Genomic DNA, 25,592 nt, shown 5'->3' with positions numbered 1-25,592 from the left:
GGCCCCCGGGGCGTGCCGGTTCACCCCCGATCGGCCGCCGGTCGCGGGGTGCGCCGTCGGCGGCGTGGCGGGCTGCCGGGGCGGTCCGGTACCGGGGCGGGTGTGGTCGACCGCGCGCCGGGCGGGTACACCGGCAGTCCGGGGAGTCCGGTGACCAGGATGTCACCGAGTCCCGGCACGACGACGGTGTCCGGCAGGGCCATCCCCGCCAGGACCATCCCCGCCAGGACCACGCCCGGGGGCACCGTGCCCGGCGGGACCGGACCGGCCGGCACCGTGCCCGGCGGGACGGCGGCAGCCGGACCGGCGTTCCGACGGACGACCGGGGGGACGGCGGTGCCGGCAGGTCGGTCGCCGGTGGCGACCGGGGCCGGGTCCGGGCGCGATCGGTGTCGGGCGTTCGGCTCCCGCGTCGGCAGCATCCGGCTGGCCTCGTCGACGGTGACGACCGGGGTGTCAGCGGGGGCGAGCGCGTCCAGGGCACGGGTGGTGTCGTCGACCGCTTCCGGGTCGGTCGCGTAGCTGTCCAGCGAGCCGGGTTCGGCCCGGCCGACCAGGGCCGCGAAGTCACGGGCCGGGAAGACGTACACCTGCGCGTCGTCCGGGGCGGTGAACGCGTCGGCGTCGACCACGAACCGGCGTACCACCGGGCCGTCGCCGGAGAGCAGACCCACCTGCGCGAGGTGGTCGGCCATCCCCCGGGCCACCCCGTACGCGGTCTCCGGCCGAGTGAACACGGCGACGGGGGCGTACGGGTCACCGGTCGCGACCTGTACCCGTCCGGTGGCCGGGTCCTGGTACAGGTCGGTCGACACCGGCTCCGTGGACCCGCTCTGCTGCCCCCGGGGCACCTCGACGACCAGATGCAGCAGGACCTGACCGGGGCCCGGCCGCACCGTCCCGGGTCCGGTCACGCCCGTGGCAGACCGGACCGGGGTGGCCGGACGGCGGGCCCCGGCAGCCGGCGCGTCGAGCACCCGGTCCGACACCGCACGCGGGTCGCCACCGGGATCCTCCCGGTTGGCCAGTCGGACGAAGTCGGCCCGACCGGCCGCGATGCCGTCGCGGACCTGTCCGGCGAGGCCGTGCATGGCACGCAGCCGGGGCCGGTCCGGCTCCCCGCCGTTCCAGAGGGCGCTCATCTGTTGCAGGGTGCGCAGCAGCGTCATCCAGTCGGCGAGCGGGCCCGGCGCCCCGGGGATCCCGGCGAGAGCGCCACGGCCGGGGTCGCGGCTGATCCGGAACGTGTCCAGGGCGGCGGTCGCCGCGTCGAGGAGCCCGTCGAGCATCGCCTCCCGGGTGTCCAGGGCGAGCCGGTCGAGCTGCGCGTCGGTGCGCAGACCCACCACCGCCAGCGCGTCGTCGAGCCGGGCGAGCTCCCGGTCCGTCGCCGCCTGGTCGGGGTGGGGACGCAGCCAGCCGGCCAGCACCCCGACGGCCCCGGCGGCCCGGTCGAACGCCGCGAGATCGGCGGTGCCGGCACCGAGCCCGCCGACCACCTCGTGGTACGCGTCGAGCGCCGCAGCGGCAGCCCCGAGGGCGCGTGAATCCGCGACCGGTCCGGGACCCTCGGTCACGCCGAACCACAGCGCCCCGAGTGCCTGGGTCAGCAGTTGCCAGCCGTAGACCTGCATGATCGGCCCGTCCAGCGCGATCCCGGTGGCGTCGCGCAGCCGGGCCAGCTCGGCACGGAACCGGGCCAGCGCCGCGACGTGGTCCGCGTCGTCCGCCTGGTGGCCGTCGACCAGCGGTGTCAGGTCGAGGTCGCGATGGGCGGCCGGGGCCAGCTCGATCAGCGGCGTCAGGTCGACGATCGCGTCGAGCGTCCCGGTCGCGCGGGTGACCAGCTCGGCGACCTCGACGTCGCCGGTGCGCCACTGCTGCGCCCACCGGCCCACCAGCCACCGGAAGTCGTCCAGCACGCCGCGCACCCGTACGGCGTGGGCCGCGAAGGGGACGGCCAGGGCCGGCGTGACGAGCACCGGCAGCAGCCGGACCAGGACGCTGCCGAGCTGGTGGACGACGACCGCCGCCGCGGTCTCCGGTTCCCCGGCGGGCAGCCCTTCGAGGGCCTGCCGCGCCTCGGTGACGCGCAGCAGCACGTCGTTGCGGAGGTCCCGACCGTCGTGGACTCCGCCGACCGCGCTGCCGGACGTCGGGTCGTCGGCGTACACCGGGCCGGGGAGCACCCGGCGCAGGGACAACTCGACCTGCATCCGGATCTGGTCGCGGACCCCGTCGACGACCCCGTCGAAGTCGGTGACCTCGACGAGGACCCGTACCGGGAGCATCCCGACGGGGAGCCGGGCGTCGAGCTGGCCCCGGAGGAAGTCGGCAGCGGCGTCGGCGAGGACGCGGGCCACGGCGTTGTCCCGGGAATCGGCAAGCAGCTCCGGGGGCACCCCCAGCACCAGCCCGAACTCCACCGCCGTGCCGGCTGTCGCCGGCTGCGGCAGGCCGGCCAACCAGGAGGTGACCAGCGCGGCCCGCCGGGCGATCGCGTCGCGGGTCGGTCCGGTCAACACCGCCCAGTCGGCTACCGGTTCAGCCGGGGTGAGCCGCTGGTGGTCCCCAGCGGCCGCCGACGGCAGGTTGTCGCCGAGCAGTTCCAGGTCCCACGGCCGGCGGAGCAGCTCCACCCGGTCGAGAACCGCCCGGACGGCGTGGTCCGCGGCGATCCGGACCGGGGCCTCGACGTCGAGGCGCTCGGGCCGGGTGCGCCAGGTGCGTTCCAGCTGGGCCGCCCTGACCGGCGGCACCGTCGGATCGGCTGCCGGAGGCTGCTGCCCCGGCTGGTCCGTCGTGGTCTGCGGTGCGAAGGGCGCGACACCGATCGGTCGGAGCACCGGGTCCACCGCCCGGTACTCCCCATCGGTGTCCGGTTCGCCGACCAGCGCCGCCAGCAGGTGGAGGTGACGCGAGCGCAGCCCGGCCCACCGCATGCCGCGCAGCTGGGCCTTCTCCTCGTCGGACAGCGCCGCCCGTTCCTCGTCGGACAGGGCGTCGGTGGGACGACCCGCGAGGTCGCCGAGCAGGCTGCCCGGCACGTGCGGGCGGTGCGGTGCGGTGTCGTCGCGGTACTCCTCGCGCAGGCCGAGCTGGTGGGCGAACTCGTGTACCAGGTCCTCCTCCAGGGCGTCGCGACGCCAGTGGAACTGGTCGGTCGGCCCCTCGTCGATCACCTGGACCCGCAGGTGGGCGTCGTGCGGGGCGGCGGCCCGCTCCACGGTCACGTGCAGCAGGTCGCCGAACCGGTTGGGCAGCCGGTACGCCGTCGCATCGGCGCTGCTGTTGAACACCCGGTCCACCCCCCGCTTGAGGGCGGCGAACATCGCCCGACCGGTGTCGTCGTCGAGCCACACCCGCACGGTCAGGTCGGTCACCGGCTGGCCGCCGTAGTGGAACCAGCGGGCCTCGAACCGCGACACGACCTCGTAGCGGTCGTCCCGGGCGGGTCCGGGCCGGCTGACCGGGTCGACCCAGTGGTGCTCGCGGACCGCGACCTGTGCCATCGCGCGCCGGATCGTCCACTCCAACGGCTCGTCCTCCCCGCGCGGCACCGTGCGGGGTTCATTGCGGGGCGGGGCCGGCTCCGCCCCGTCGGGCCCCAGCGGGTCCGCGGTGTCCTGCGGCTGTTCCGGTGCCACGGTCGGGGTGGTGATCACCGCGCGCAGGTCGTCGGGGACGGCACTCGTGCGGCCCTTCTGGTCCGGCCGGAACACCCGCCATCCGCCGAGGCCGTCGTCGGTGGACACCATCCGGGCCGCGCCGGCGCGCGTCGTGATGTCGATGTCCGCCCCGTGGGTCAGGACCACCGGTGTGACGAGAAGTCCCGGCTGCTCGGCCACCGCCTGTCCGAGCACGTCGACCAGGGTCTGCGCCGCCGCGTGCGGCAGCGGGTGCCCGACGAGGACGAGACCCTCGACCGGTGTCGACTGGGCGATGACCGTCTCGACGACGGTCGTCGCCCAGCCGGGCAGGTACGTCGGTGCGTCGGGACCGGCGAAGATCAGCTGGCGGCTGTCGGACGCCTGGATCAGTGGCACCAGGTCGAGCACGTCGGGGTCCTCGGTGCCGAAGAGGGGCGGCAGGACGTGCGCCACGTCCGGCGGATACAGGTTCAGGTGGACCGTCGTCGGCTCCAGCAGGTCGACCCGGTCGTCCAGCGGGACGAGCACCCCGTCGGGGTCGACACCCCGCCGGATTCCCCGGTCGCTGTCGGCGTCGTACAACGCCGGCAGGAACTCCAGCCAGGGCCGCGTGCCGTCGGGCCAGTCGACCCGCAGCTCCCCCGCATCCGGATCCCACCTCGGCGTCGCCTCCCCGGCCAACGCGTAGAGGGGCCGGCCGGTGAGGTCCGCGAGGCGTTGCAGGAAGACGTAGTGCTCGGAGAGGCTCACGTGTTGGACGACCCGGATCGCCGTCACGTCGTCGGCAACCGGCAACAGGGGGCGTAGCGACCAGTTCGGCGCGTACAGCGGCAACTCGACGGTGAGCAGGCCGGGCGGGCCGGCGTGCCGCCACATCGGCCAGAGTTCCCGGTCGGGCAGGGCCAGCTGGAGGCCCCCCGGACGCTCCACCGCCACGCCGGTGACCTGCAGCGCCTCGTCGAAGGCCGCCCCGGCCTCCCGGCGCAGGACCGCTGCCTCCACCTGGGCGGTGGCGCCGTCGACGTGCTGCGCGCCGAAGTACCGGACCTCCAGCACCATCAGCGGCAGCGCACCGTTCGACGTGTCGAAACCGTTGATCACGGTCATTCCGCCGTACCCGAGATGCTGCCGCACGTCTCCGCGGAGGTAGTCGATGATCGACTGCTGCTTGTTGTTGTTCTTCTTGTCGACGAAGGCGCCGTTCTGGAAGAAGTCACCGGCCAGCTTGACCCCGGTCCTCAGCTCGAAGCGCTCTTCGAGATCCGGGAACCGGTCCGTGAACATCCCGCGGAACAACTGCGCGATCTCCGTGAAGTTGGCCTGGAAATAGGCCTGTGCCGCCGGTGACAACGCGTCGAGCAGCATCCGCATGTCCTGCCGGGACAACGCCGCGACGTTCTCCTTGACCAGACCCCGGTGGAGCCAGGCTCCGGCGACGCCTGCGGTGTTGGAGTACAGCACGGTGGCGAACCCGCGTAGCTCCGCGACGTCCCGAGGGCTGCCGCCCCCGTCGGCGAAGTGGTCGGCCACGGTGTCGGCGAAGGACAACGCGTCCTCCAGGTGGGGGCGGGCGTAGGAGGGAGACACACTCGTCGGGCTGCGCCAGGTGTGCCGGGCGACGTAGCTCAGGAACGAGTGGGCACCGGCGAGCGGGACCCCGATGCTGTGGTGCACCCGGGCGCCGGGCTCGCTGTCCGACGGGCGCGGGCCGACGTTCGCCTTGCGACCGAGCGGTGTCAGCACCACCTGGGGGAGGTGACCGGCGGCCTGCACCGTGCCCAGGAGCTCGGCGAACGGGACGGGCCCGGTGAGCGCCGACAGGGCCTGACCCAACGCGGTCATCGCCGGGTACAACGACTCGCCGCCGTGGTGGGCGTCCATCTCGGCGTCGGTGTCGGGCACGACGCCGACGATGACCTCCAGGATGGCGACGGCCTCCTTGGTCCGTTTCGGGGCCGGTCGCCGGTAGAGCTGGCCGTCGCCGCTGTCGCGGAAGTAGGTCTTGGTCTCCACCTCGATGACTGTCGTTCCCGCGGGGTCCCTGGCGAGCGCTCTCGTCCGGGCCAGATCGGGCAGCGTCTCGGCGGTGGCTCCCGTGAACATGTCGGCGGCCGCGCTGAGGTCGAGCATCTCGAAGAACTCGAACTCCGTGCCATGGCCCAGGAAGGTCCGGTTCACCGGCGCGTCCACGATCGCCCGCGCCACCGAGGTCGAGGCGACGGGCGCGAACGTCCCGGCGTCGACAAGCGCCGCCGGATCGACAGTGCCCTCGGGATCCACCAGGACCGCACGGGCGGCGACCTCCGGGCCGAGGGCGTTGAGCCGGGGCAGCCGGTTGTCCGCTGCGGCCCGGGGCAGCAGCACCGCGCCCCGGTCGCCGCCGAACTGCACCCACCGCACCGGATCGGTCTCCCGGTCCAACCGGTACCCCGCGAAGGCGTGCCCAGGGGCGCTGCCCGGACGTTCCAGCAGGACGAAGACGGCGGTCCCGGGCACGGCGGCGACGAGTGCCCGCTCGACCTGCGCCCAGGAATCCACCACCGCCCAGTCGGACCGGTCACCGGCGAAGTCGCCGGCCCACCGGGCACCGATCGCAGCGTCGTCCCGGGTCCGACCGACCCGCAGGCCCGGCCGGACGAACCCGTCGATGCCCGGATGCAGGACGACCGCGAACCGACGGGCCAGAGCCAGACACGACAACGGATCCTCGGGCGGGCGCCAATCCGTCACCGAGCCGGCCGGACGGACGGCGGCCTGAACGTCCTGGGTCTCCTGCACGGCCGTCTCCAACCCCGCCAGCGTCAACGGGTGCCGTCCCCGGCCGGTCGACCGGGGTACGCCGGGGTGACCGCCCGGATGGCCGAGGACGGCACCGTCGGACCCGGCACCGCTCTCGGCGTCGCTGTCCGTGTCGCTGAGCACGACGTCGCTGTCCGCAGCGCCGTACCCGGGATCGCTCCCGGTCGTCGTGGGTCGGCGGGTCGCCGGATCGGTGCTCTCGCGCCAGAGGTCGACCGTCGGGCGGGGCAGTTCGAGCGCCTCCTCCCGGGCCCGGGCCAGATCGAGCACGTCCGGTTCCGGGAGCCACGCCCGGTAGTGGCCGTTCGCCAGGTAGAGCAGCACCGGTCCCTCGCTGATCCGGGCCTCGGCACCGTCGAAGCGCGGGTTGTAGACCGTCCGGATCGACCAGCCTCCGACGTTCGCCTGCACGTCGTCGGCGGCCTGATCACGGACCGCCGTCGCCGTGTCGCCGGTCGACCGGGAGCCAGCGGCCGGACGGGCCGACGGGACGGGGGTGGCCAGCACCACCGGCCGGCGCAGCGCCGCTCCGACCAACAGGACGAGGTAGTCGCCGGTGTCGGCCGCCCAGTCCGCCTGCCACCTGTTGACCGTCCGCGCGAGTTGGACGCGTACCCGCCGCTGTGCCCTGACGCCCCGGCCCAATAGTCCGCCGTCGGCGATCACCTGTTCCACCTCGGCGAGCCGGCCGTCGACGAGCAGGGCATGGATCTGGGCGCGCAGGCCGTCGGCAACCCGTAGGACCAGGGGGCGCAGGCGGGAGGGCAGGGTCACGTCGACGGGCCCACGGGCGTCCCGCCATGCCTGGATCTCGTCGAGCTGCCCGTGGTACCCGTCGGGCAACAGGCCGCGCACCTCGGGCAACGCGCTGACGACCACGGATTCGAGCAGGCAGAGGCCGTTGCGGTTGACGTCGACGACCTCCCCGACGGCGGGGGGAGGAAGTGCGGTGAACTGGTTGTCGGTGCCCGCACGGACCATCGACGGTGACGGTGACGGTGACGGCCCGGCCGGGGCTGCCGCTACGACCGACCCGGCCGGCGCACGGTCGTCGACGACCGGGTCGACGGGGGCAACCGGGTCAACCGGGTCGACGGGGGCAACCGGGTCAACCGGGTCAACCGGGTCGACCGGGTCGCGCCGCCCGGCCGCTGGCGGGGCGGGTCGCCCACCGGGCGACGTCGGATCGGTGCCGTCGGTCGGGGGAAGCAGCACCGGGTCGGCTGCGGAACCCCGGCCGAGGTGTCCGGCGGCCAACGCCACCAGTCGTTCGACCTCGGCTCGGGCCTCCCACCAGCGGCGACGGGCCGACGCCTCCGCCTCGGCCCGTTCCGCCGCGTTCTCGGCGGCGGCCCTGGCGAGCGTGTCGGCGGTGCTGCCGGCGTCCCCGGGGAACTCGGCGACCAGGGCGATCCGTTCCAGCTCCCGCCAGGACTTCAGCGCCTTCTGCGCCTGCTTCGCGGCGTGGACCGCCTGCTCCAGGAGCGCGGCCACGACCACCCGGTCGACGGGCGCGCTCCCGGGGGCGTCACCGGCCAGCAGGTGGTCCAGGGCCTCGGCCTGATCGACCAGCACCGGCTGCGAGTCGGGCATGGTCACCTGCAGCGCGGTACGGCGGGTGCCGGTGAGGTCGGTGTGCTCGGCGACGACGACCGTCTCGGTGCTCCACCACACCTTCGCCCGCGCGCCCTCGTCGTCCAGTCCCAGCCGCAGCACGTCGGTCCGGTGCGCGGCGGCCTCCTGGTGGCTGGAGTTGCCCGGCACCGAGACGCCGAGCGCCGGCACGACCCCGACCGAGGTGCCGAGGGTGTCCGGCAGGGCGGCGTCGGCGCGGGCCACCAGGCGGGCGTCGCCGTGCCGGCCGGCCCCACCGACACCGGAGTTTCCCTCGGCGGGCACGAGCACGGTGTCCAGCCGTACCGCGGTGACCCGGGTGTGCAGGACGAGCCGGTACCCGTCGGCGAGGGTGATCTCGTAGGGGCCGGCCATCCGGTGTGGGGTGGCGGCCCACAGGTGGGTTCGTCCCAGCAGGGTCATCAGCTGGTAGTTGAGTGTCGTTCCGGGCATCCCGATCGTCGCTGCGGTGCCGACGATCCGCAGCGCCCGCAGCGCGGTGGCCTGGAGGGCGGCGGCGCCGTTGAAGCCGAGCGCCGCATAGCGGTCGGGCACCGGCACGGCGTCGCCCCGCCAGGCCAGCCAGTTGTCGGCCGGGATCGGCACCAGCCGCAGCGGCCCGTCCGTTCCACCCAGGGTCAACGGGGCGTCGGTCACCGCGGCCGGGTCGGGCAGCACGGCGGCCGGGCCGGTCGGCCGGTAGGTGAGGTTGAGGTGTTCGGCGGCGGTCTCGGTGCGCAGCGGCACGGTGATCTCGTGCCGGCCGATCTCCTGCCGGCGACGGTGGGCGGTGAAGACCAGCCGTTGTGGCCCGTAGTCGACCGGCAGCCAGGGGCCGGTGGTCTCGACGGCGCTGACCGCCCGGCCGAGGGTGACGTCGCTGGAGCGGCCGGCGGCGGTACGCCCCAGCGCCCCGAGCGCGTTGAGCGCCGCCCGCTCTCCGACGTGCGCCACCGGGACCACCTCGTCGGTGACGGCCTCGCCCGACTGGCGTCCGCCGCCGACCTCGCTGACGGTACTCAACTCGAGGTTGCTGGTGCCCGCCCGCAGCTCACCCACCTGTGGCGGGTCGGTGGCCGGTACCGCCCGGACGATGATCTGCACCGCCGGACGGCTGAGCAGTCCGGGGTAGCGCAGCACGAAGCTCAGGCCACCGTCGAAGAGGTCGCCCAGGTGCGCGGCCACGGTGACCGGGTCGGTGTGGTGCAGGACGGTGCTGATGTTCATGCCGGTGTTCCGGTCGTGGCCGACCAGTTCCATTCCCTCGTCGCCGCCGAGGCGCAGCGCACGCAGCCAGCCCAGCATGGCCTGACCGATGGCCGGGACGTCCACCAGCCGGCTGGTCTGGTGCATCACCTGCGCCGCCGGCGGGGTGACCTCGCGCGGCAGCCGCCAGCCACCGGGGGTCAGGCCGAGGGCCTGCCGGTACTCCTCGGCCGACATCTGACCCAGCAGGGACACGTCACCCACCTGCCGGTAGCGGGTGAAGGACCGGTCGGGCAGCACCCACTTGGGTTCGGTGAGCACCACGGCGAGGTGGACCCGCAGCCGACCGTGCACACCCAGCAGGACGGTCCGGGACTCGGAGTGCTTGACGGTCCGTTCGACCTCGGCGACGGCGAGGACCGTCTCGCCGTTGGTCCACTCGATCTGCCGCCGGCCGAACAGCCGCAGCGCCAGGGTCGCGGGCGGCTGGGTGGGGGTGCGGGCGGGCGGCTGGGTGGGGTTCGGGGCGGGTGCCTGACCGCCGGGCGTTCCCCCACCCGCGTCACCGGGCTGGGCGGGGGCGCTGGGCTCGTCCGCCCGCCACGCCGCGCCGCCCCCGCCGACCTCCAGCCGGAACTGTCCACCCCGGTCCGCGGCCGAGCGGCGGACCGCGTACCCGGCGACCGCGCTCTCGTACCCGTCGCCGGTGACCGCGCCGGTCGGCGTCTGGTCGTGGCCGATCACCTCGGCGAAGACGAAGACCGTGACCGGCACGTCGTCGCCGACGACCACGCTGGGGGCGTGCACCGGCTGGGGTTGCTGGGTCGCCGGTGCCAGCAGCGCCGCCAGGTGGCCCTGGTCGACGAAGGCGTTGAGCCACTGGTGCAGGGGGGTGCCGGGGATGTCGCCGCTGAACGCCGTGCCCCGCCGACGACCGCCGGTGCCGGACGGCAGGTGCCCGGCGTCCATGTAGTCCGCGGTGGCGCCCCGCAACGCGTCCAGCAGTTGCTCGCGCAGCTCGGGCAGGCCGTGGACATGGTGGGCGACGGTGTGCTGGGCCAGTGCCGCGCCGAGGTGGCGTAGCCGTTGCCGCTGCGGGGTCACGGCTGCGGGCAGGAGTTCACCGAGCGCCTCGCGCAGCACGATGCCCGCACTCGGGGCGCCGGCCGGCGTGGGCAGCACGACCGGCTGCGGCTGCCCGACCGCGATGGTCTGGGTGAACGGCACCGAGAAACCGAGTTCGAGGTCGATGGTGGCGTCGCCGGCGAAGCGCAGTGGCTGCGCCTGCACGGGGTGGTCGGCCAGCCACCGCCAGGCGTCGGCGAGGAACCCGCGGTACTCGACGATGACCGACGCCGACAGTTCCAACCGGACGTCGTCGGCGAACACGGCGACCGCGCCGCCGCCGACGCCGACGACGCCCGCCTGGCTGCCCTGGGTCACCTCGATGACGTCCCGCCAGACGCCCTGGAGTCGCAACCCGATGCCGGCGGCACCACCGAGCGCGTCGCTGCCCACCGACGCGCCCGCCTGCACGCCCGACGCGACGCTGCGGACGGCCCGGTTCGTCGCCGCCTGTGCCCGGCCCTGGCTGGTGCGCAGCTTCACCGTCGGCTCGTCGTCCTCCGACTCGCCCGACCCGCTGTCGCTGGGCTCGGGGAGGTCGGCGGTGACCGGGTCCGGGTGGGTGCCCCGCCGGCCGAGGTACCGGGGTGCGGTGTCCGGGTGGCGACGCCGGACCCCGATCCGCACCTCCAGCGTGCGGCCGGAGAAGATGTCCCGCACCCGCAGCTCGATCAGCAGTTCCCCGTCGGCGGTGGCCAACAGGCGTGCCGAGTAGCGGCTCGGGCTGTTCTGCGCCGCGAGGCGTTCCTCGTTGCCGAGCCGGTCCAGGGCCCGCCGGATCCGGTCGGTCTGCACCCGCGGGTTGTCCCAGTCGGGCAGGTACTGCCGGTACACCGCGTTGCGGTCGTCGTCGAGCAGTCGCCGCAGCCGGTCGGCGACCAGGCCGGCGACCAGGTCCCCGCCGTGCAGGAAGCCGCGTCCGATCCGCAGCCGGTCACCCTGCCACAGGTAGTCGGGCAGGGTACGCGGGTCGTCCGGGTCGTCCTCGACGGTGCCGGCGAGCAGGGCCACCAGGTCGCGGTCGGGCCGCGCCGACGGGGTGACCCCGGCGAGCGCCGCCGCGTGCTGTTGCGGCACGACCAGCAGTGTCCGCACCGACACCGGCTGCGACCCGCGCCGCAGCCCCCGGTACGCCAGCGACCGGGTGACCGACCGGTGCATGCTCCACTGCACCGTGCCGGTGTACTCGGCCAGGTAGAGCCCCAGGACGTGGTCGCCCGTCTCCTGCCCGGCGGTGGTCTCGACCTGCGGGGCGAGGGCCTGCGCCCGGCGGTCGACGACCGAGACGGTCGGTCCGGCGGAGAGCCGGAACAGGCCGAACGCCCGACCGATCAGCACCGCGAGGAAGCCACCCCGGTCCGAGGCGGACTGCACCGACTGACCGGTGGTGACCGAGGCCGCCGCGCGCAGCAGCGCCGATTCGGGCAGCTCACCGATCGGGGTCAGCCGGGTGAGCCGCAGGGCGGGCCGGACCCCCTGGGCGTAGGCGGGTCGGCGCAGCCACGACGAGCTGGTCGCGGTCAGGCCGGTCGCCCCGGGCTGCACCGCGTCGAGTGCCCGCTGGCCGCCCCAGAGCCGCCAGACCCGCAGGTTGCTCCCCCGGCGGACCACGTCGGGGATGCCGGACTGCACGGTGGTCGCCAGGGCGCCGTCGTCGACGACCTCCACCGGGTAGCTCGCGTCCCGCAGGAGCGCCGCCCCGGCGCGACTCACCGTCAGCGTGGTGCCGTCGCTGATCGGTCGCATCGTGGCCAACACCTCGGGGGTACGGAACCAGAAGCGGTCGCCGTCGCCGGGCACCCAGGTGGCCGGGACGTCGGCCCAGGCCGGTGGGGCGGGCCGCTCGGTGATCTCGACCTGGACGAACACCGCGCTGCGGGTGAGGAACGAGTCGGGCACCCCGATCACCATGCCGTTGTCACCGGTGGTGAGGGACTGCCCGATCGTGCGGACGGCCCGACTGCTCAGCACGCCACCCAGGACGGTCACCCCGACACCCCCGGCGGGGATCGGCACCACGACCCGGGCGGTGGTGGCCTGTGGCTGCGCCCACGTCGACGCCGACACACCTGCGGTCCGCCGGTCCTCGATACCACCCAGGCCGGGGGCGAGCCGCACCTCGTCGGTGTCGCTCGGCCGGGGTACGAGGCGCACCCAGGCGAACCGCTTGTCCCGGCCCACCCGGACCGGGTGGCCGGCGCCGTGGTGCAGGAACCCGGTGGGGTCGGTGGCCAGCGCGTGCAGCAGGGGCCGGGCGCTGGCCATGGTCACGCCCAGTGTGCCCAGTCGCCGGGTCACCTGGGCGGTGAGCCTGTCGCTCCAGGCCGGGTGGCCGGTGTGCGGCACCCCGATCAGCAGGGGCTGCGCGATGACCGCGGTTCGTACCGCGGTGACCTGCTCCGCCGTGGGTTCCCGACCGGGCACCTGGCGGGCCTCGCCGGTCGCGTCGAGCAGCAGCACCTGGGCCCGGCCGGTGGACAGCGCCTCGGTGAGGTCGGCGTCACTGAGCCCGACGGCGTCGACCCCGACGACCATGAGCTGGGCCGGCACCGTCGCCAACCCGGGCTCGACGACGAACATGAGCAGATGTCCCGGCTCCTCCGCCCGGGGCAGGTACGCCAGCGCCACCGAGCCTGGTGCGGCGCGCAGCGCGGTGACGGTGGCCTCGACGTCGTGCAGCGGTTCGAACTGCCCACCCAGCGCGGCGGCCAGGGTGCCGGGGATCGTCTCCGGGGTCACCGTGAGTTGCCCGCCGAGCGCGCGCGGGGTCCGTCCGAAGTAGTCGTCGACCAGCCGCACCATGGCCTGGACCAGGTCGGTGGCGTCGGACACGACCAGCGCCGGGTCACCGGTGGCCCGGGTGAGACCGGCCGGCGACGGGGTGAGGAAGTCGGCCAGGTCCATCGCGTCGCCGTGGGCGTCCACCGCCAGCACGGTGGTGCCGGCGCGGGTCAGCGCCGTGGCGGTGACCGGGTCGGCGGCGGCGGACCGGGCGAACGCACCCGGCCGGGCGGGGTCGACCACCCGAGGCACCACGGCACCGTCCCGGTCGTCGGCGACCAGCCAGAACGCCCGGGCAGGTGCACCCGGCGGTCGTTCGTGGACCAGGACCATCGCCCCCGGCCGGCGGGTCAACGCCTGGACGAGCGAACCGGGACGGCCGACGTCGGTTGCCACCGGCCGCCCGCCCAGTGCCTGGTGGAACCCGGCCAGGCTGAGCGTGGTCACCGCCGCTTCGGTCACCGGGAGGTCGCCGATCCGCCCGTGCAGGACGAGGTGGGCGCTGACCGCCCGGACCCGGGAGCTGTCCTCGGTGGCACCGGCCTCGTCGGTCTGCACCGCGTCGACCCACCCGGCGAGGCGGGGCAGGGACGGTCTGCCCCGGCGGACCTGCCGACCGACCGCGAGGCGGGCCGCCGGCAGCCGGCGCAGCGCCTCCCCGGCGGCGTGCAGCGCCGCCGGGGACGGGCCGGCTGCGGCGGCTGTGGTCCCTTCCGTCGAGCTGGTCGACACCGACGCGGTGTCGACCGGGCCGGGCTCCGTCCCCGCCGCGCCGGTCGACGTGGAATCCGAGTCCCGGTCCGACGAGGCGTCCTGATCCGGCTCCCGGTCCGACGGCGCGTCCTGGTCGGCATCCGACGACGGGTCCTGGTCGGGCTCCGACGACCGGTCCTGGTCAGAATCCGACGACCGGTCCTGATCCCGCTCCCAGTCCGACGACCGGTCCTGGTCGGCGTCCGACGACGGGTCCTGGTCGGGGTCCGAGGGCAGGTCCGGGTCCTGGTCCGCCGGCCGCTCCTGGGCGGGGTACGGGGGCGGGTCGGATACGACCTGGCCGCCGAGCATCCGGTGGCCACTCGCGACGCGCACCGCCACCAGCCGTCCCTGCGCCAGCAGCATCCACGGTGGTTCGGTCAACCCGTCGGGGTCGAGCGCGGTCAGCCGGTCGGCTGGCCCGGCCTGCGGCCGCACCAGCGTCAGCGTGCCGTCGGGGGCACGATGGACGAGGACCACGGCGTCGCCCAGCCAGACCAGGGCGACCGCGTTGGCCGGCAGCAGCCCCAGGGCCGTGACCGGCACCGGGGCGAACTGCAGCGCGTGCAGCCGTCGGGCCAGCAACGCCGGGTGCTGCCCCGCCGCTCCGGGCAGACCGAGGTGGGTGAGCACCCGGCCCACCGACTGTTCGCCGGAGGGGCCGTCGACAGCGGCCCTCAGCCGGTCCATCCCGAACAGGGCCGAGGCGAGCCGGGCGGCCCGGTCCGCCAAGGTGCTGGCGGGCAGCCCGGACAGCCGGCCCCACAGGTTGACGCCGTCGGGCGGGATGGTCCCGCCCCACTCCTGGCCCAGGTCGTTGACCGCGCCCGCCAGCTCGGCCAGCTCGGCGGTGACCGCCGCGACGGCCCGGTTGGCCAGCTGGTACGCCTGAGGTCCCGTCATGACGTCGGGAACGCCGGTGCCCGGCCGGGGATGGTGGGCCTGCCACTGTCCGTCGCCGGTACGGACCAGCACCACGGCCGACCGCGCGGCGAGCGCCCCGGCGAACTCCTGGGCCGCCGTACCGGTGTCGAGCAGCACGACGACGGGGAGGCCGGCGGCGGTGTCCGGCAGGATCGCCCGGTAGTCGTCGGCGGGGAGCGCGCCGCGCCCGTCGGGACGCCCGGTGGTCACCCCGTCACCGCTCACCACGCCGGGTTCGACGAGGACGCCCCGTTCGCCCAGCAGCGGGCCCAGCCCCCACGCCCAGACCTGGTCGGGCATGACTCCCAGCAGCGGTCCGTCCCGGTAGGGGACCGCCACCAGCTGCGGCGGCGGCACGTCGTCGGACGGTTGCCCGGTGCCGGTGGCGGGGGGTGTCACCTCCCACGCCAGCACCCGCCGGGCGGGGAGCCGGCCGGCGGGGGCCGACGTGATCTCGATGACCGACACGTCCGCGCCGACCCACCAGGCCGGTCCGCCCGGCGGGCCGACCGGCACCGTCCAGTCGGGCACGAAGGTCCGGTCGGCCGGGCGGATCCCATGCTGACGCAGCGGATTCTCGGTGACGGGCTGTCCGACTCCGACGAGACGGGCCAGTTCGAGCATCGCGAGCCGCCGGTCGTAGGACAAGTCGTCGGCGAGTTGGCTCGGCAGGGAGGTAGCCAGCGATCCGTCCTCCTCACCCAGGATGTCGTGCTCGGCCTCGGCCAGGATGTCCCCGTCGATGAACCAGCCGTGCAGGACGTGCTCCCCGTCCGGACCGGGTGCCATCACGCGCATCACCGAACCCTCCGGCAGGGTGTACACGCGGTCGTCGGCGCTGATCTCCTCGACGGCGACGAAGGCGACATCGGTGACGGCGTGCCCGACGGGTGGGTCGGCGTCTCGGGCGGCCACCCGGTCGGCCAGGAACCGCACGGCGGTCTGCGGCAGCGCCAGCATCGTCGGGGCCGGCACGACCTGCTCCCGCAGCGCCGGGTCCGTGGCGGCCACGCCAGCGACGACGTACGACAGATCCGCGCCGGTCAGCACACCGATCCGTTGTTCGTCTTCGGACCACGCGTACGCCGTCCACGTTCCGGGGTCGCCGACGGTGGAGCGGGTCACCACCGCGAACACCGCGTCGAAGATCTCGGGGATCTCCGCGATCGACTCGACCTCGCCGGGCACCACGATGATCCGGGTCCCCTCGGGTAGCCGCTCCGTCAGGACGGCGACCGCGTCGGACGCCGGGAAACCCGCCCGCACACCGTCGACGATGTCGTCCAGCTCGGACAGTGGCACCACGGCCACCCGGAACGCCGCACGCAGGGAGGCCGGCAGCCCGGAGCGACCGGCCGACCAGAGCACCGCGCCGTTGCCGTACCGGTCGGCGGTGGGCACGGCCGACGCCGGCATGCCCACGGCGAGCAGGGATTCACCCCCGTCGACCGGGAACTCCATGGCGGCCATCTCCGGGCCCAGCCACACCAGGGCATCGTCGTCCGCATCCGGGTCCACCGCCCAGCCCAGGCCGCGCCACGACGGGTTGTCGCGGGTCGTCCGGATCAGGTCGTCGACGTGGCCGGCCGAGATCGGCAGCCCGCCCAGCGTGACGTGGTCCGCATAGGGCTGGCCCACGTCCGCCGCCCGCGCCGCCCGGCCCAGGTCGGGCGTCCAGCGGACGACGGGGCCGGTCGCGATCCGGTCGCGGAGGAAGTCCGTGACGGGGGCGATCGTGGCCGGGTCCACGGTGACCAGGTGAAGCTCCTCGCCGGACCAGCGCTGGAACACCCGGACCTGGTCGACGGGGACCCGCAGGGTCAGGTCGTGCTGGTGCTGGTCGGAGTCGCCGACGAGGAGCAGCCCGTCGTGGCCGGCCTCGGCCGCGAACGCCTCGGCCGAGGCCCACCGGTCCAGGTGCAGGTGCAGGTGACCGTCGACGACCTCCTGCCCGTACGGCCGACCGAGCAGGTCGAAGACCGCGCGGACCAGCGCGGTCTGTGTCGGGGTCCGGCGGCGGGCCTCGGCCGCGCTGAGCACCACCGCGTCGAACTCGTGCCGGAGCTCGCGCAGCAGGTCCGCGCTGTCCGGGCCGGTCAACTCCAGCTGCCAGCCGGGGAGCTGATAGACGGCGGTCCAGCCGGCCAGATCGGCGTCGGGCGCGAGCACGCCGACGCCCCGCTCCAGCAGCCGCTCGACGAACGGGCTCCCCTCCGGCGGCGACCGGTCGAGCAGGACGACCCGGGGATGCGCCCGCAACGCCTCGCTCCCGATCACCTCGTCGGCGGTCACCTCCCAGCCGTCGCCGGTCAGCCGGTCGCCGTCGAGCTGCCCGGTGGCGACGACCAACCCCCGGCCGCTCAGGTCCTCGCGCTGCGGGATGGTGACCACCGCCCGGGCCTCCGGCGGCTGCGGGACGAAGTAGACCATCGGATGATCGACGATTCTCCGGGCGGCCGCGTCGACCAGCAACAACGTCGGGCTCGACGACTCGGCGGATTCGGTCCAGATCACCCCCTCCCGGTCGGACCGGCCGGCGAACAGTTCCTGCACCTGCGCCAGTGCGGCGGGCGACACCGGGGCGAAGCGGTGACCGGCCCCCGGCCAGGCGCCCGGGGTTTCACCGATGCGCCGCGCAACCTGGTCCCGATGCGCCATGGCCAGCAGGAACTGGTCCCAGGGATAGGTCCGGCCCGGGTCGAGGACGGCCAGCCAGGACTGGATGCGCGACCAGGGCTCGCTTATCACCCGCCACGTGTCGGGATGGTCGGCGGCGTACCTGCCGTCGAAGAGGAACTGCGCCCAGCGTGTCCCACCACGGGTGGTCTGGAAGGACTGCACCAGCTCCGGATGGGGATCGGTGATCTCGATCAGCACGCGGTGCCTCGGTAGCACGGCTGGATCGATCAACAGGACCCCGGCCTCCCGCAACTCCCTTAGGATGCTTGCGGCGTCTCCCCTTTCCGCCCGGGCGAGCAGCAGCCGCACGGGTTCGGTCGGCGTGGCCAGCAGCTCGCTGTCGAAGATCTCGGTGAGCCAGTCGTCGTCCTCGTAGATCCGCAGGGCGGGGTCGGCGAGCAGCGCCTGGGCCAGCTCACGGCCCTCGACCGGGTCCGCGGCGTGCAGGGTGGCCCGGGCGAGCGCTCCGTCGAGTTGGGTGACGAGCTGGCTCACCTCGGCGCCGGTGACGGCACTGGCGCCGAGCACGATCCAGTGCACGTCGGCGGGCAGCAGCGTCGGCAGGACGACGATGGCGGAGGCCCGTACCCCCTGGATGAAGGCGGAATCCACCACGGCGGCGTGGTCGAGGTCCGGGAAGAACAGCACCCGGGTGCCCCCGGTGGTCGGCAGCCGGGCCAGGTAGTCGGCTGCGGTGTAGCGGGTGCCGTCCGGGGTGACCAGCGCGTCGGACGACTCCGCGTCCAGCCGGCCGGGCTGTACGACGATCCGGTGTGCGCCCTGCCAGCCGTACCGGTCCACGTAGGTCACCAGCACCCCGGAGAGCAGCTGCCATGGACGCCGCAGGATCAGCTCGCGGACCGGTTCGTGCTGCCAGTAGTCGGCCAGGGGTGTGTCCTCGGGCATCTCGAGGAACGCGGCCAGCCCGGCGGCGTACGCCGGGGTCTCCCCGAACGTCTCCCAGAAGGTCTCCCGGATCGCGGCGAGGACCCGGGCCTGCAGCATCCGGCGCTCGATCCCGTCGAGCGGGCTGTCGTCGTGCTGGTCGGACCGCTCGGCCAGGATCCCGGCGGTCTCGGTCTGCTCCGTGTCCTCGATCACGTACTGCCAGGCCCGGCGGACCATCTCGGGCGGGTCCGTGATCGGCTGGGCCACCGGGCCATCGACGAAGTCGTTGCGCCACAGCGGGACCACGGTGATCAGGCGTGGGTCGACGTCGAGCGACGCCCCTGCCGGCGGTTCCACCAGCGCGTCCACCTCTAGCGCCGGCTGGTCCTCGATCGCGGGCAACGACAGCCGGACCAACCGGGTGGTGTCGGCCGGGGCCGCCACGGCCAGCTCCACCGGGGCCGCCCCGGTGGTGTCCGCCACCGTCGACGGCCATCCGCCGCGCAGCAACCAGCCCCGGTGCCCGCCGAGACCGTCGGCCAGACCGGTGTCCGCGACGGTCACCCGCCGCACCGGGCCGGGCGGGGTGGACTCCGCGTGCGGCGGCGTCGCCTGCTGCGCCGCCACCCGCGGCTGCTCCCGCTGGTCCTGCGACAGTCGCTCGTACGCCGGGGCCGGGTCGCCGGCCGTGTAGTCAGGTAGCGCGACGTACGCCTGCCGGACCCGCTCGGGCAGGCCGGCGAGCTGCGCCCGGGACAGCCGCCCGGCGGGGGGTACGGGGAGCCGGAAGCGGAGCCGGGGTATCCGTACCGGCTCGGCAGGCACCTGGGACTCCTGCATGACCACCACGCTCAGGTGGGCCGGTGCCGCCTGGCCCACGTCCAGGCGGCGGCGTAGTTCCCGCTCGACGGAGCGACCGAACGCCACCGCGTTCGCGTCGTCGTCGCTGACCACGGTGAGCACCAGCGGCGCCCGCGGATCGACGTCGATGGTCGGCGCCCACGGCCCGCCGTTGTGCCCGCCGGCGAAGAAGGCGTCCAGCATCGCCTCGGGCAGCACCCGTCCACCGAGCAGCAGTGCACGTTCGGCGTCGGCGAGCAGGACGAGCAGGTGCTGGCCGGGCAGGTCCACCGCGTCGACCTGCCGGATGAGCGTGGTCACCGTCGTGGCCAGTTCCTCGCCGTCCCAGGGCCACAGCACCCCCCGCCGCTTCGGGCTGCTGGCCACCCCTCGCCAGTCGGGCTCCTTGCCGCTGTCGCCGGTGTCGACGGTCCGGCCGCCGTCGTCGTCGGGGACGCCGACCGGGGCGGCCGGGGTGACGAGGGCGTCGGGGACCCAGGCGTCGTAGTGGTCGTGCCCGTTGTAGAGCAACCGCACCGGCGTCCCGTCGCCGTCCGGCCAGAGCACCGTCACCGACGGCGGGTCGAGCCGCCCCTGCCACACCGGCCGGCCCAGCGCCGCACCGATCACCAGGGGCAGCACGTCACCGACCCGGCCGCCGTCGTCCAGATCGTCCTGGCCGGGCAGCAGCCGCTGCCAGTCCCAGGTGTCGACCGCGTCGAGCAGGGTGGTCTGCACGTCGTATCCGACCGGGAACAGCCAGGTCGTGGCCACCTGGTCGAACAGCTCCACCATCGCCGGGGAGGGGTCGGCCACCCGCCGCAGGATCTCCTCCCGCAGCGCCGTGTCGATATCGGTCAGGTCGGTGTCGTGGACGCCCGCGCGGCGTACCCGCAGCAGCCGGTCCACGGCGTCCGCCGGCATGCCGGGGATGTCGGCCATCGCCTCGGGTGCCGCGACGGCGACCGCGCTGAGCAGGCAGAGCCCGTCGCCGATGATGCGGATCCGGTCCCACCCGGTCGGCGGCAGCGGGGCGTTGGTCAGCCGTACGCCGTCCGGGTCGGCGTCACCGGCCCGGCTGGCGTACCCGGCGAACGGCACGGCGAACGGCGCGTCCGACCGGTCGGGGTCGACGATCTCGTCGTTGACCACGTCCCACGCCCCGGTGCCGTCAGGCACGAACAGTGTCCACGGCCGGCCGTCGACCGACACCGGCAGGTGCCCCGTCGTCCCGGCCACCACCAGGTCACCCTCGGGCGCGTACACGTCGGTGTCGCGCAGGTCGGCCAGGCGCTGCACGGACCGCGCGCCGATCCGACCCGCCGCGCAGGACAGCAGCGCCAGTCGCCGGCCGTCCCGCTCGGGCGACTCCAGCATCGTGTGCAGCTCGTCGACGCTCAGCGTCACCTCGCCGGTACGGCCGTCGGTGTGCCGCAGTGGCACCCGGAACCGGTCGCCGGCCCCATGCACCAGCACCGTCACCCCGTCGGTCGCGGCGGGTAGCCGAGGGTCGCGGGCCAGCCGACGCCATTCCCGGTCCGACAGCAGGGCGATACTCCCCGGTCGGCCGGGGAGGTCGTGGGTCACGACCTGGGCGCCTCCGAACCACCAGGTCCCGTCAGGCTCCTTGCGCAGTTGACCCGGAGCGGACCGGTCCACCCGACCGGCCGGGGTGGATCTGCGCAACCGTCGCCCGTCCTGGTCGGTGCGGTCCTGGCCGGCACGGTCGGCCGGTGCGGGCCCCCGGCGGCGGATCCGGTTGGCGTAGGCGGCCCCCGGCTCGGTCCAGAGCACCGCCCGGCGGCGTTGCCGGGGTGTCGCCGGGCGCTGCGTGCCGCCGGGTGCCTTCGACCGGCCGGCACCCCGGCTGCTCTGGTCGACCCGCACCATCCGTGGCGGAATCCCCTCGGTCCGCAGTCGCGCCGCCACCATCGTGCCGACCAGCTCCGCCAGCGAGGCCGCCCGCCGCCGTCCGGTGCGGGCGGCCCCCCGCCGCAGCAGCCGGCCGCCGTTGCCGCCGCCCTCGATCCGGACCCGCACCACCCGGGGCCGGTCGGATTCCCACGCCCGGCGGGCCTGGGCGACGACCTGGTCGACGAACAGGTCGAGTTCGGGCCACTGCCCGTCCTCGGCCGCCCGCTGGCCGGGGGCGAAGTCGACGGTGACGGTGGCCACCGGGTCGGCGTCGTCGGGGGTGTGCCGGACCACGGTGACGTCCCGGTCGAGCCGGTCGCCGACCGTCGCCGCGACGGTGCCCAACCAGCCCTGCACCTCGTCGGGGTGCACCGTCGGGCGGGTCGCCCCCATGTACTGGGCCGAACGGTCGTCGACCTGCCAGCGCCGGGCCGACTCGTTCCAGGTCAGTTCGCCACCCACCCGGGCGTGCCGCTCGATGGCCCGGCCCCGCGCGTCGAAGCCGACGGCGAGGCCCGCGTGGCCCTGCCCGCCGAGCTGCTCCCGCAACCGCTCGGCGGTCAACTCCGGATCGTGCTGCCGCATCCCCGCCAGCAGGGCGCGGAAGTCCCGGGGCCGCATCGCCGCGGCGGCGTCGGCCGCACCGAGGTATATCTCGCCGTCCTCGGCCACCACGTAGCGCCAGGACCGCGCCCGCGCCGGGTCGAGCAGGTGGGCGGGGAAGTCCGCCAGCCGGTACCAGAGCGGATTGAGGCGTACGTCCCCGGCGTCGTCGCGTTCCCCCGGCGTGATGCGGGCCGCCCGTACCGCCGGCCCGTAGGTCTCGTCGAGATCCACGCCGACCGGCGACTCGTCCGGGACGTCGGCGGCGGTCAGTGAGTCGGGAGTGGCGGGGGTCACCGGTCGTGCCGGGGTGCCCGGCACGCCGAAGAGGTCGACCACGACCGGGGCGGCCGGAGCGTCGGCCGTGGCCGAAAGGTCGACGACGACCGGAGCAGCCGGAAGGTCCGCGACGACCCGGGGAGCCGAAGCCTCCGGGGAGACCGGCAGGTCGGCGACGACAGGAGGGGCCGAATCGTCCCGGGCCGCCTGGCGGTGGGGAGTGGCGGTGGCAGGGAGACCGCTGGTGGCGGGGGTGTCCGGCCCGGCGGACGAGGCGTCGAAGTGGTCGCGGTCGTTGTGGTAGACCGACACCGCTGCGGCGTCCGCCGGTCCGTAGACCGCGCGGACCCGGCCGTCGGCACGGCTGCGCACGCTCAACGACACGTCGAGCGCGTAGGCCAGCAGGGGCAGCAGGGCCACACCGACCGGTTCCGACCAGGAGCGGGACCAGTCGCGTACGGCGGCCAGGAGCACGTCGAACTCCTGGTCGGTCAATGGCCCGGCATGGAAGCCGTACCAGTCGAGGTAGGTGGTGCGCAGGTCGTCGTCGGTCAACCCGGTCAGGTCGGTGAACCCGTGCCGCTCCAGCACGGCGATCCGGTCGGCGCGGGAGACCAGGTCGGGTTCCACCCGTTCCCGGTCGGCCAGTGCCTGACGGACCTCGGGGATCACCGACGGTAGGGCGTCGCGGTGCATGGTCAGATATCCGGCGACGAGATCGATCATGGCGTCGGCGGTGCGGTCCAGTGGTGCGTCGGCGGGGACGGGCACCGCGCCGATGGAGAGCTGTTCGGCATGCCAACCCACCGCCGCACGCACGTCGTCGGGCTCTGCCAGCCACCCACCCACCTGCGGCGACAGCAGCTCGGCAGCCGCCAACCGATGCGACACCAGCCCCGGCGCGGACGTCAGGACCGCGTAGGGCAGACACCGCCCGTTGGCCGGCACCCGCACCAGGTCCGCCGGCAGCTCCTGGACGGTCCGGGTGGCCGGCTCGACCGTCGGCACGGTCGCCGGCTCGACGGGTTGGCTGGTCGTGGTGGGGTCCGGGGGTGTCGGGTCCGGCCGGGACATGCCGTACCGGCTGGTGCTGGCGGGGTCCACCAGGGCACTCACGGTAGCCGTGCCGCCCGGCGTCACCGGCACCGGCATTCCCTGCCCGTCCCGCACGATGACCCGAGCGCCCACCGGCAGTTCCGGCGGTTCGCCGACCGGCCGGACCCGTCGGCCCTCGGTCGCCTGGGTCTCCACCCAGAACAGCTCGCCACCCTCATTGACCAGGGCGAAGGCGTGCCGTGGGGCGTTCGGTGGCTCCACCAGCACCGCCGCCACCGCGTTCGGGCCGGCGGCACGGACCGGGCCGAGCACCTGCGCCCAGTCGGAGACCGGCTGCCACTCGGTGCCGAGCTGCGCGGCGAGGTCCCGCTCCGGACGCGCGGGGTCAACCGCCGTGTCGTCCCGGGTCACCCGGGGCAGGGCCGAGAATTCACCGACCACGGCCGCCAGCCGGATCACACAGTCCAGCGCCGTACCGTCGTACGGGGGAAGTACCCCGGTCAGCCGCTGCTCCAGGACGGCCCCACGGCCCTGGACCAGCGTCCCGGTGGCGGCGGGCACCGCACCCACCGGCACCGGCTGTGGACCCGCCGCCGGTACGCCCGACGACGCACCGGGCCCGGAGGCGTTCCCCGGCTGCGCCCGGGACCCCGACCCGGCAGCTGGCTGCGCCCCGGGCTGCGATCCGGCCGCTGGCTGCGATCCGGCCCCCGGCTGCCCGCCGGGCTGCGATCCGGCTGCTGGCTGCGTCCCCGACCCGGCCCCGGGCGACGTGCCCGGCGGTTGGGTGGCAGGTCCCGACCCGCCCGGCACCTGTGCGCCGACCGGCTGCGGTCCACCCGCCCAGGAACCGGCCGACGGGGACAGGTCCACCGGCGCGGACGCACCGGGCGCCGCGGACAGGTCCGAGGCGGTGGACGGGCCGGGTGCGCCCGACAGGTCGGGTGCGGTCAACAGGTCGGGTGCGGTCAACAGGTCCGCCAGGCCGGGGCTGTCACCGGCGGTGAGACCGCCCGGGTCCACCGGCGCGGGCCCGGCCGGCTCTCCCGGCGGTGTCGACACACCGTCGGCCGGCCGGGGCCCGGCCGTGCCGGCGTCGCCAGCGCCACCGCCGGTACCCGGACGGGCCGTCGGCCCGGTCCCGCCGGCCCCGGAGCCCGCGCCCCCCACCGCACCGCCCCGGCCCGCACCGCCCGGTGTCGCCCCGCCGGGCGTCATCGGGCCGAGGGTCGTGCCGTCGGTGCCGGTGCCGCCGGCACCCGCCTCGGGCACTGCGGCCACCGCCTCGGCGTACGACGGTGGTTCGTCGTACGCCGGCAGGCGGACCGGGTCGTACGCGGGCAACTGCTCGTCCGGCACCGGGTCCGTAGACGCCGACGGGTCCGCCTTACGGTCCCGGTCACCGGCGGTGGCCCTGTTCAGCTGCTGGCCGATGGCGGTGCCGGCGACACCCGCCACCCCGGACAGCGCACCGGCGATGACGGCCGCCCCGTCGGCGTCCCACTCGCCGGTCGTCATGCCGTTGTAGACGAACTCGGTCAGCCACTCGCTGACGCCCTCGTTGGCGATCTCCTGGGCCGCCTCACCCGGCCGGAAGCCGTGCGGTTCGGGGGTGTTCGACGATTCCGTCAGCCCGACCCGCCGGCCGATGTTCGTCGACCGGACCAGCCGCTCCAGCCCCTGCATGAGCCCGCCGAGGCCGAGGCCGACCGCGCCGCCGAGCGAGCCGACCTCGGCGGCGGCACGGGTCAGCTCGTTGTTCCAGCCGTCGCGGGTGTGGTTGCGGATCTGGTAGAGCTGCACCAGCCGGTCCATCACCGTCTGGAGGCCGATCCCGACGGCCTGCGCCATGGCCACCTGGAACAGGACCCGGGTGGTGACGTTCTGGAAGATGACCCGCATGATCACCCGGCCGACCGTCAGTCGGGCCAGCGCGGCGCCCGGGTTGATCCAGGCGATCGCCAGCGCCGTCAGCAGTTCCACCATCAGGGCGAGCAGCGCCGCGATGATCATCAGCTTGGCGTACTGCACCTCGGTGGCGGTGCCCCGGTAGCTGTCCCCCATCCGGTTGGTGTACTTCGACACCAGACCGAGGTAGCCGGGGCTGTGCAGGACGTAGCGCTCCATCGTGTCGACGAAGGAGTCCTCGGCCTGCCCGTTCACCCCCGCCCGGTACGCCCGTACCCCGTCGCCGAACGTCTCGCTCGACGTGGCCACCTGCTCGGCGGCCCGCCGCAGCGCCTCGGCGGTGGCGAAGAGGTTGGTCTCGTCGGCCTTCGGGAACTTCTCGCCGACCAGGAACCGCAGGAAGTTGGCCAGTTCGGCCGAAACCTCGATCGCCACCGGAGACCACCCCTCGTCGTCATGCCGTTGTCAGGTGTTGCGCCAGGGCACTGCCCGGCCACCCGCCGGAGCACTGTCTGCCCGGCTGCCGGAGCACTGAAGGCCCGTGCGCCGGAGCACTGCCCGCCGGGGCGGGCA

At 74.8% G+C, this 25,592-nt stretch carries 1 protein-coding gene; it reads right to left on the bottom strand.

Going from position 1 to position 25,592, the window contains the following annotated elements:
- Nucleotides 1-20 precede the first annotated feature (20 nt).
- Nucleotides 21-25,454, bottom strand: a complete 25,434-nt coding sequence (locus AB0C22_RS07630) for a toxin glutamine deamidase domain-containing protein (protein ID WP_357534116.1) — start codon at nt 25,452-25,454, stop codon at nt 21-23.
- Between the last annotated feature and the right edge of the window lie 138 nt (nt 25,455-25,592).

The organism is Micromonospora sp. NPDC048894 (genome assembly GCF_040649765.1).
In the GTDB taxonomy this organism is placed as follows: Bacteria; Actinomycetota; Actinomycetes; order Mycobacteriales; family Micromonosporaceae; genus Micromonospora; species Micromonospora antibiotica.
This window is presented reverse-complemented; position numbering and strand designations above follow the sequence as displayed.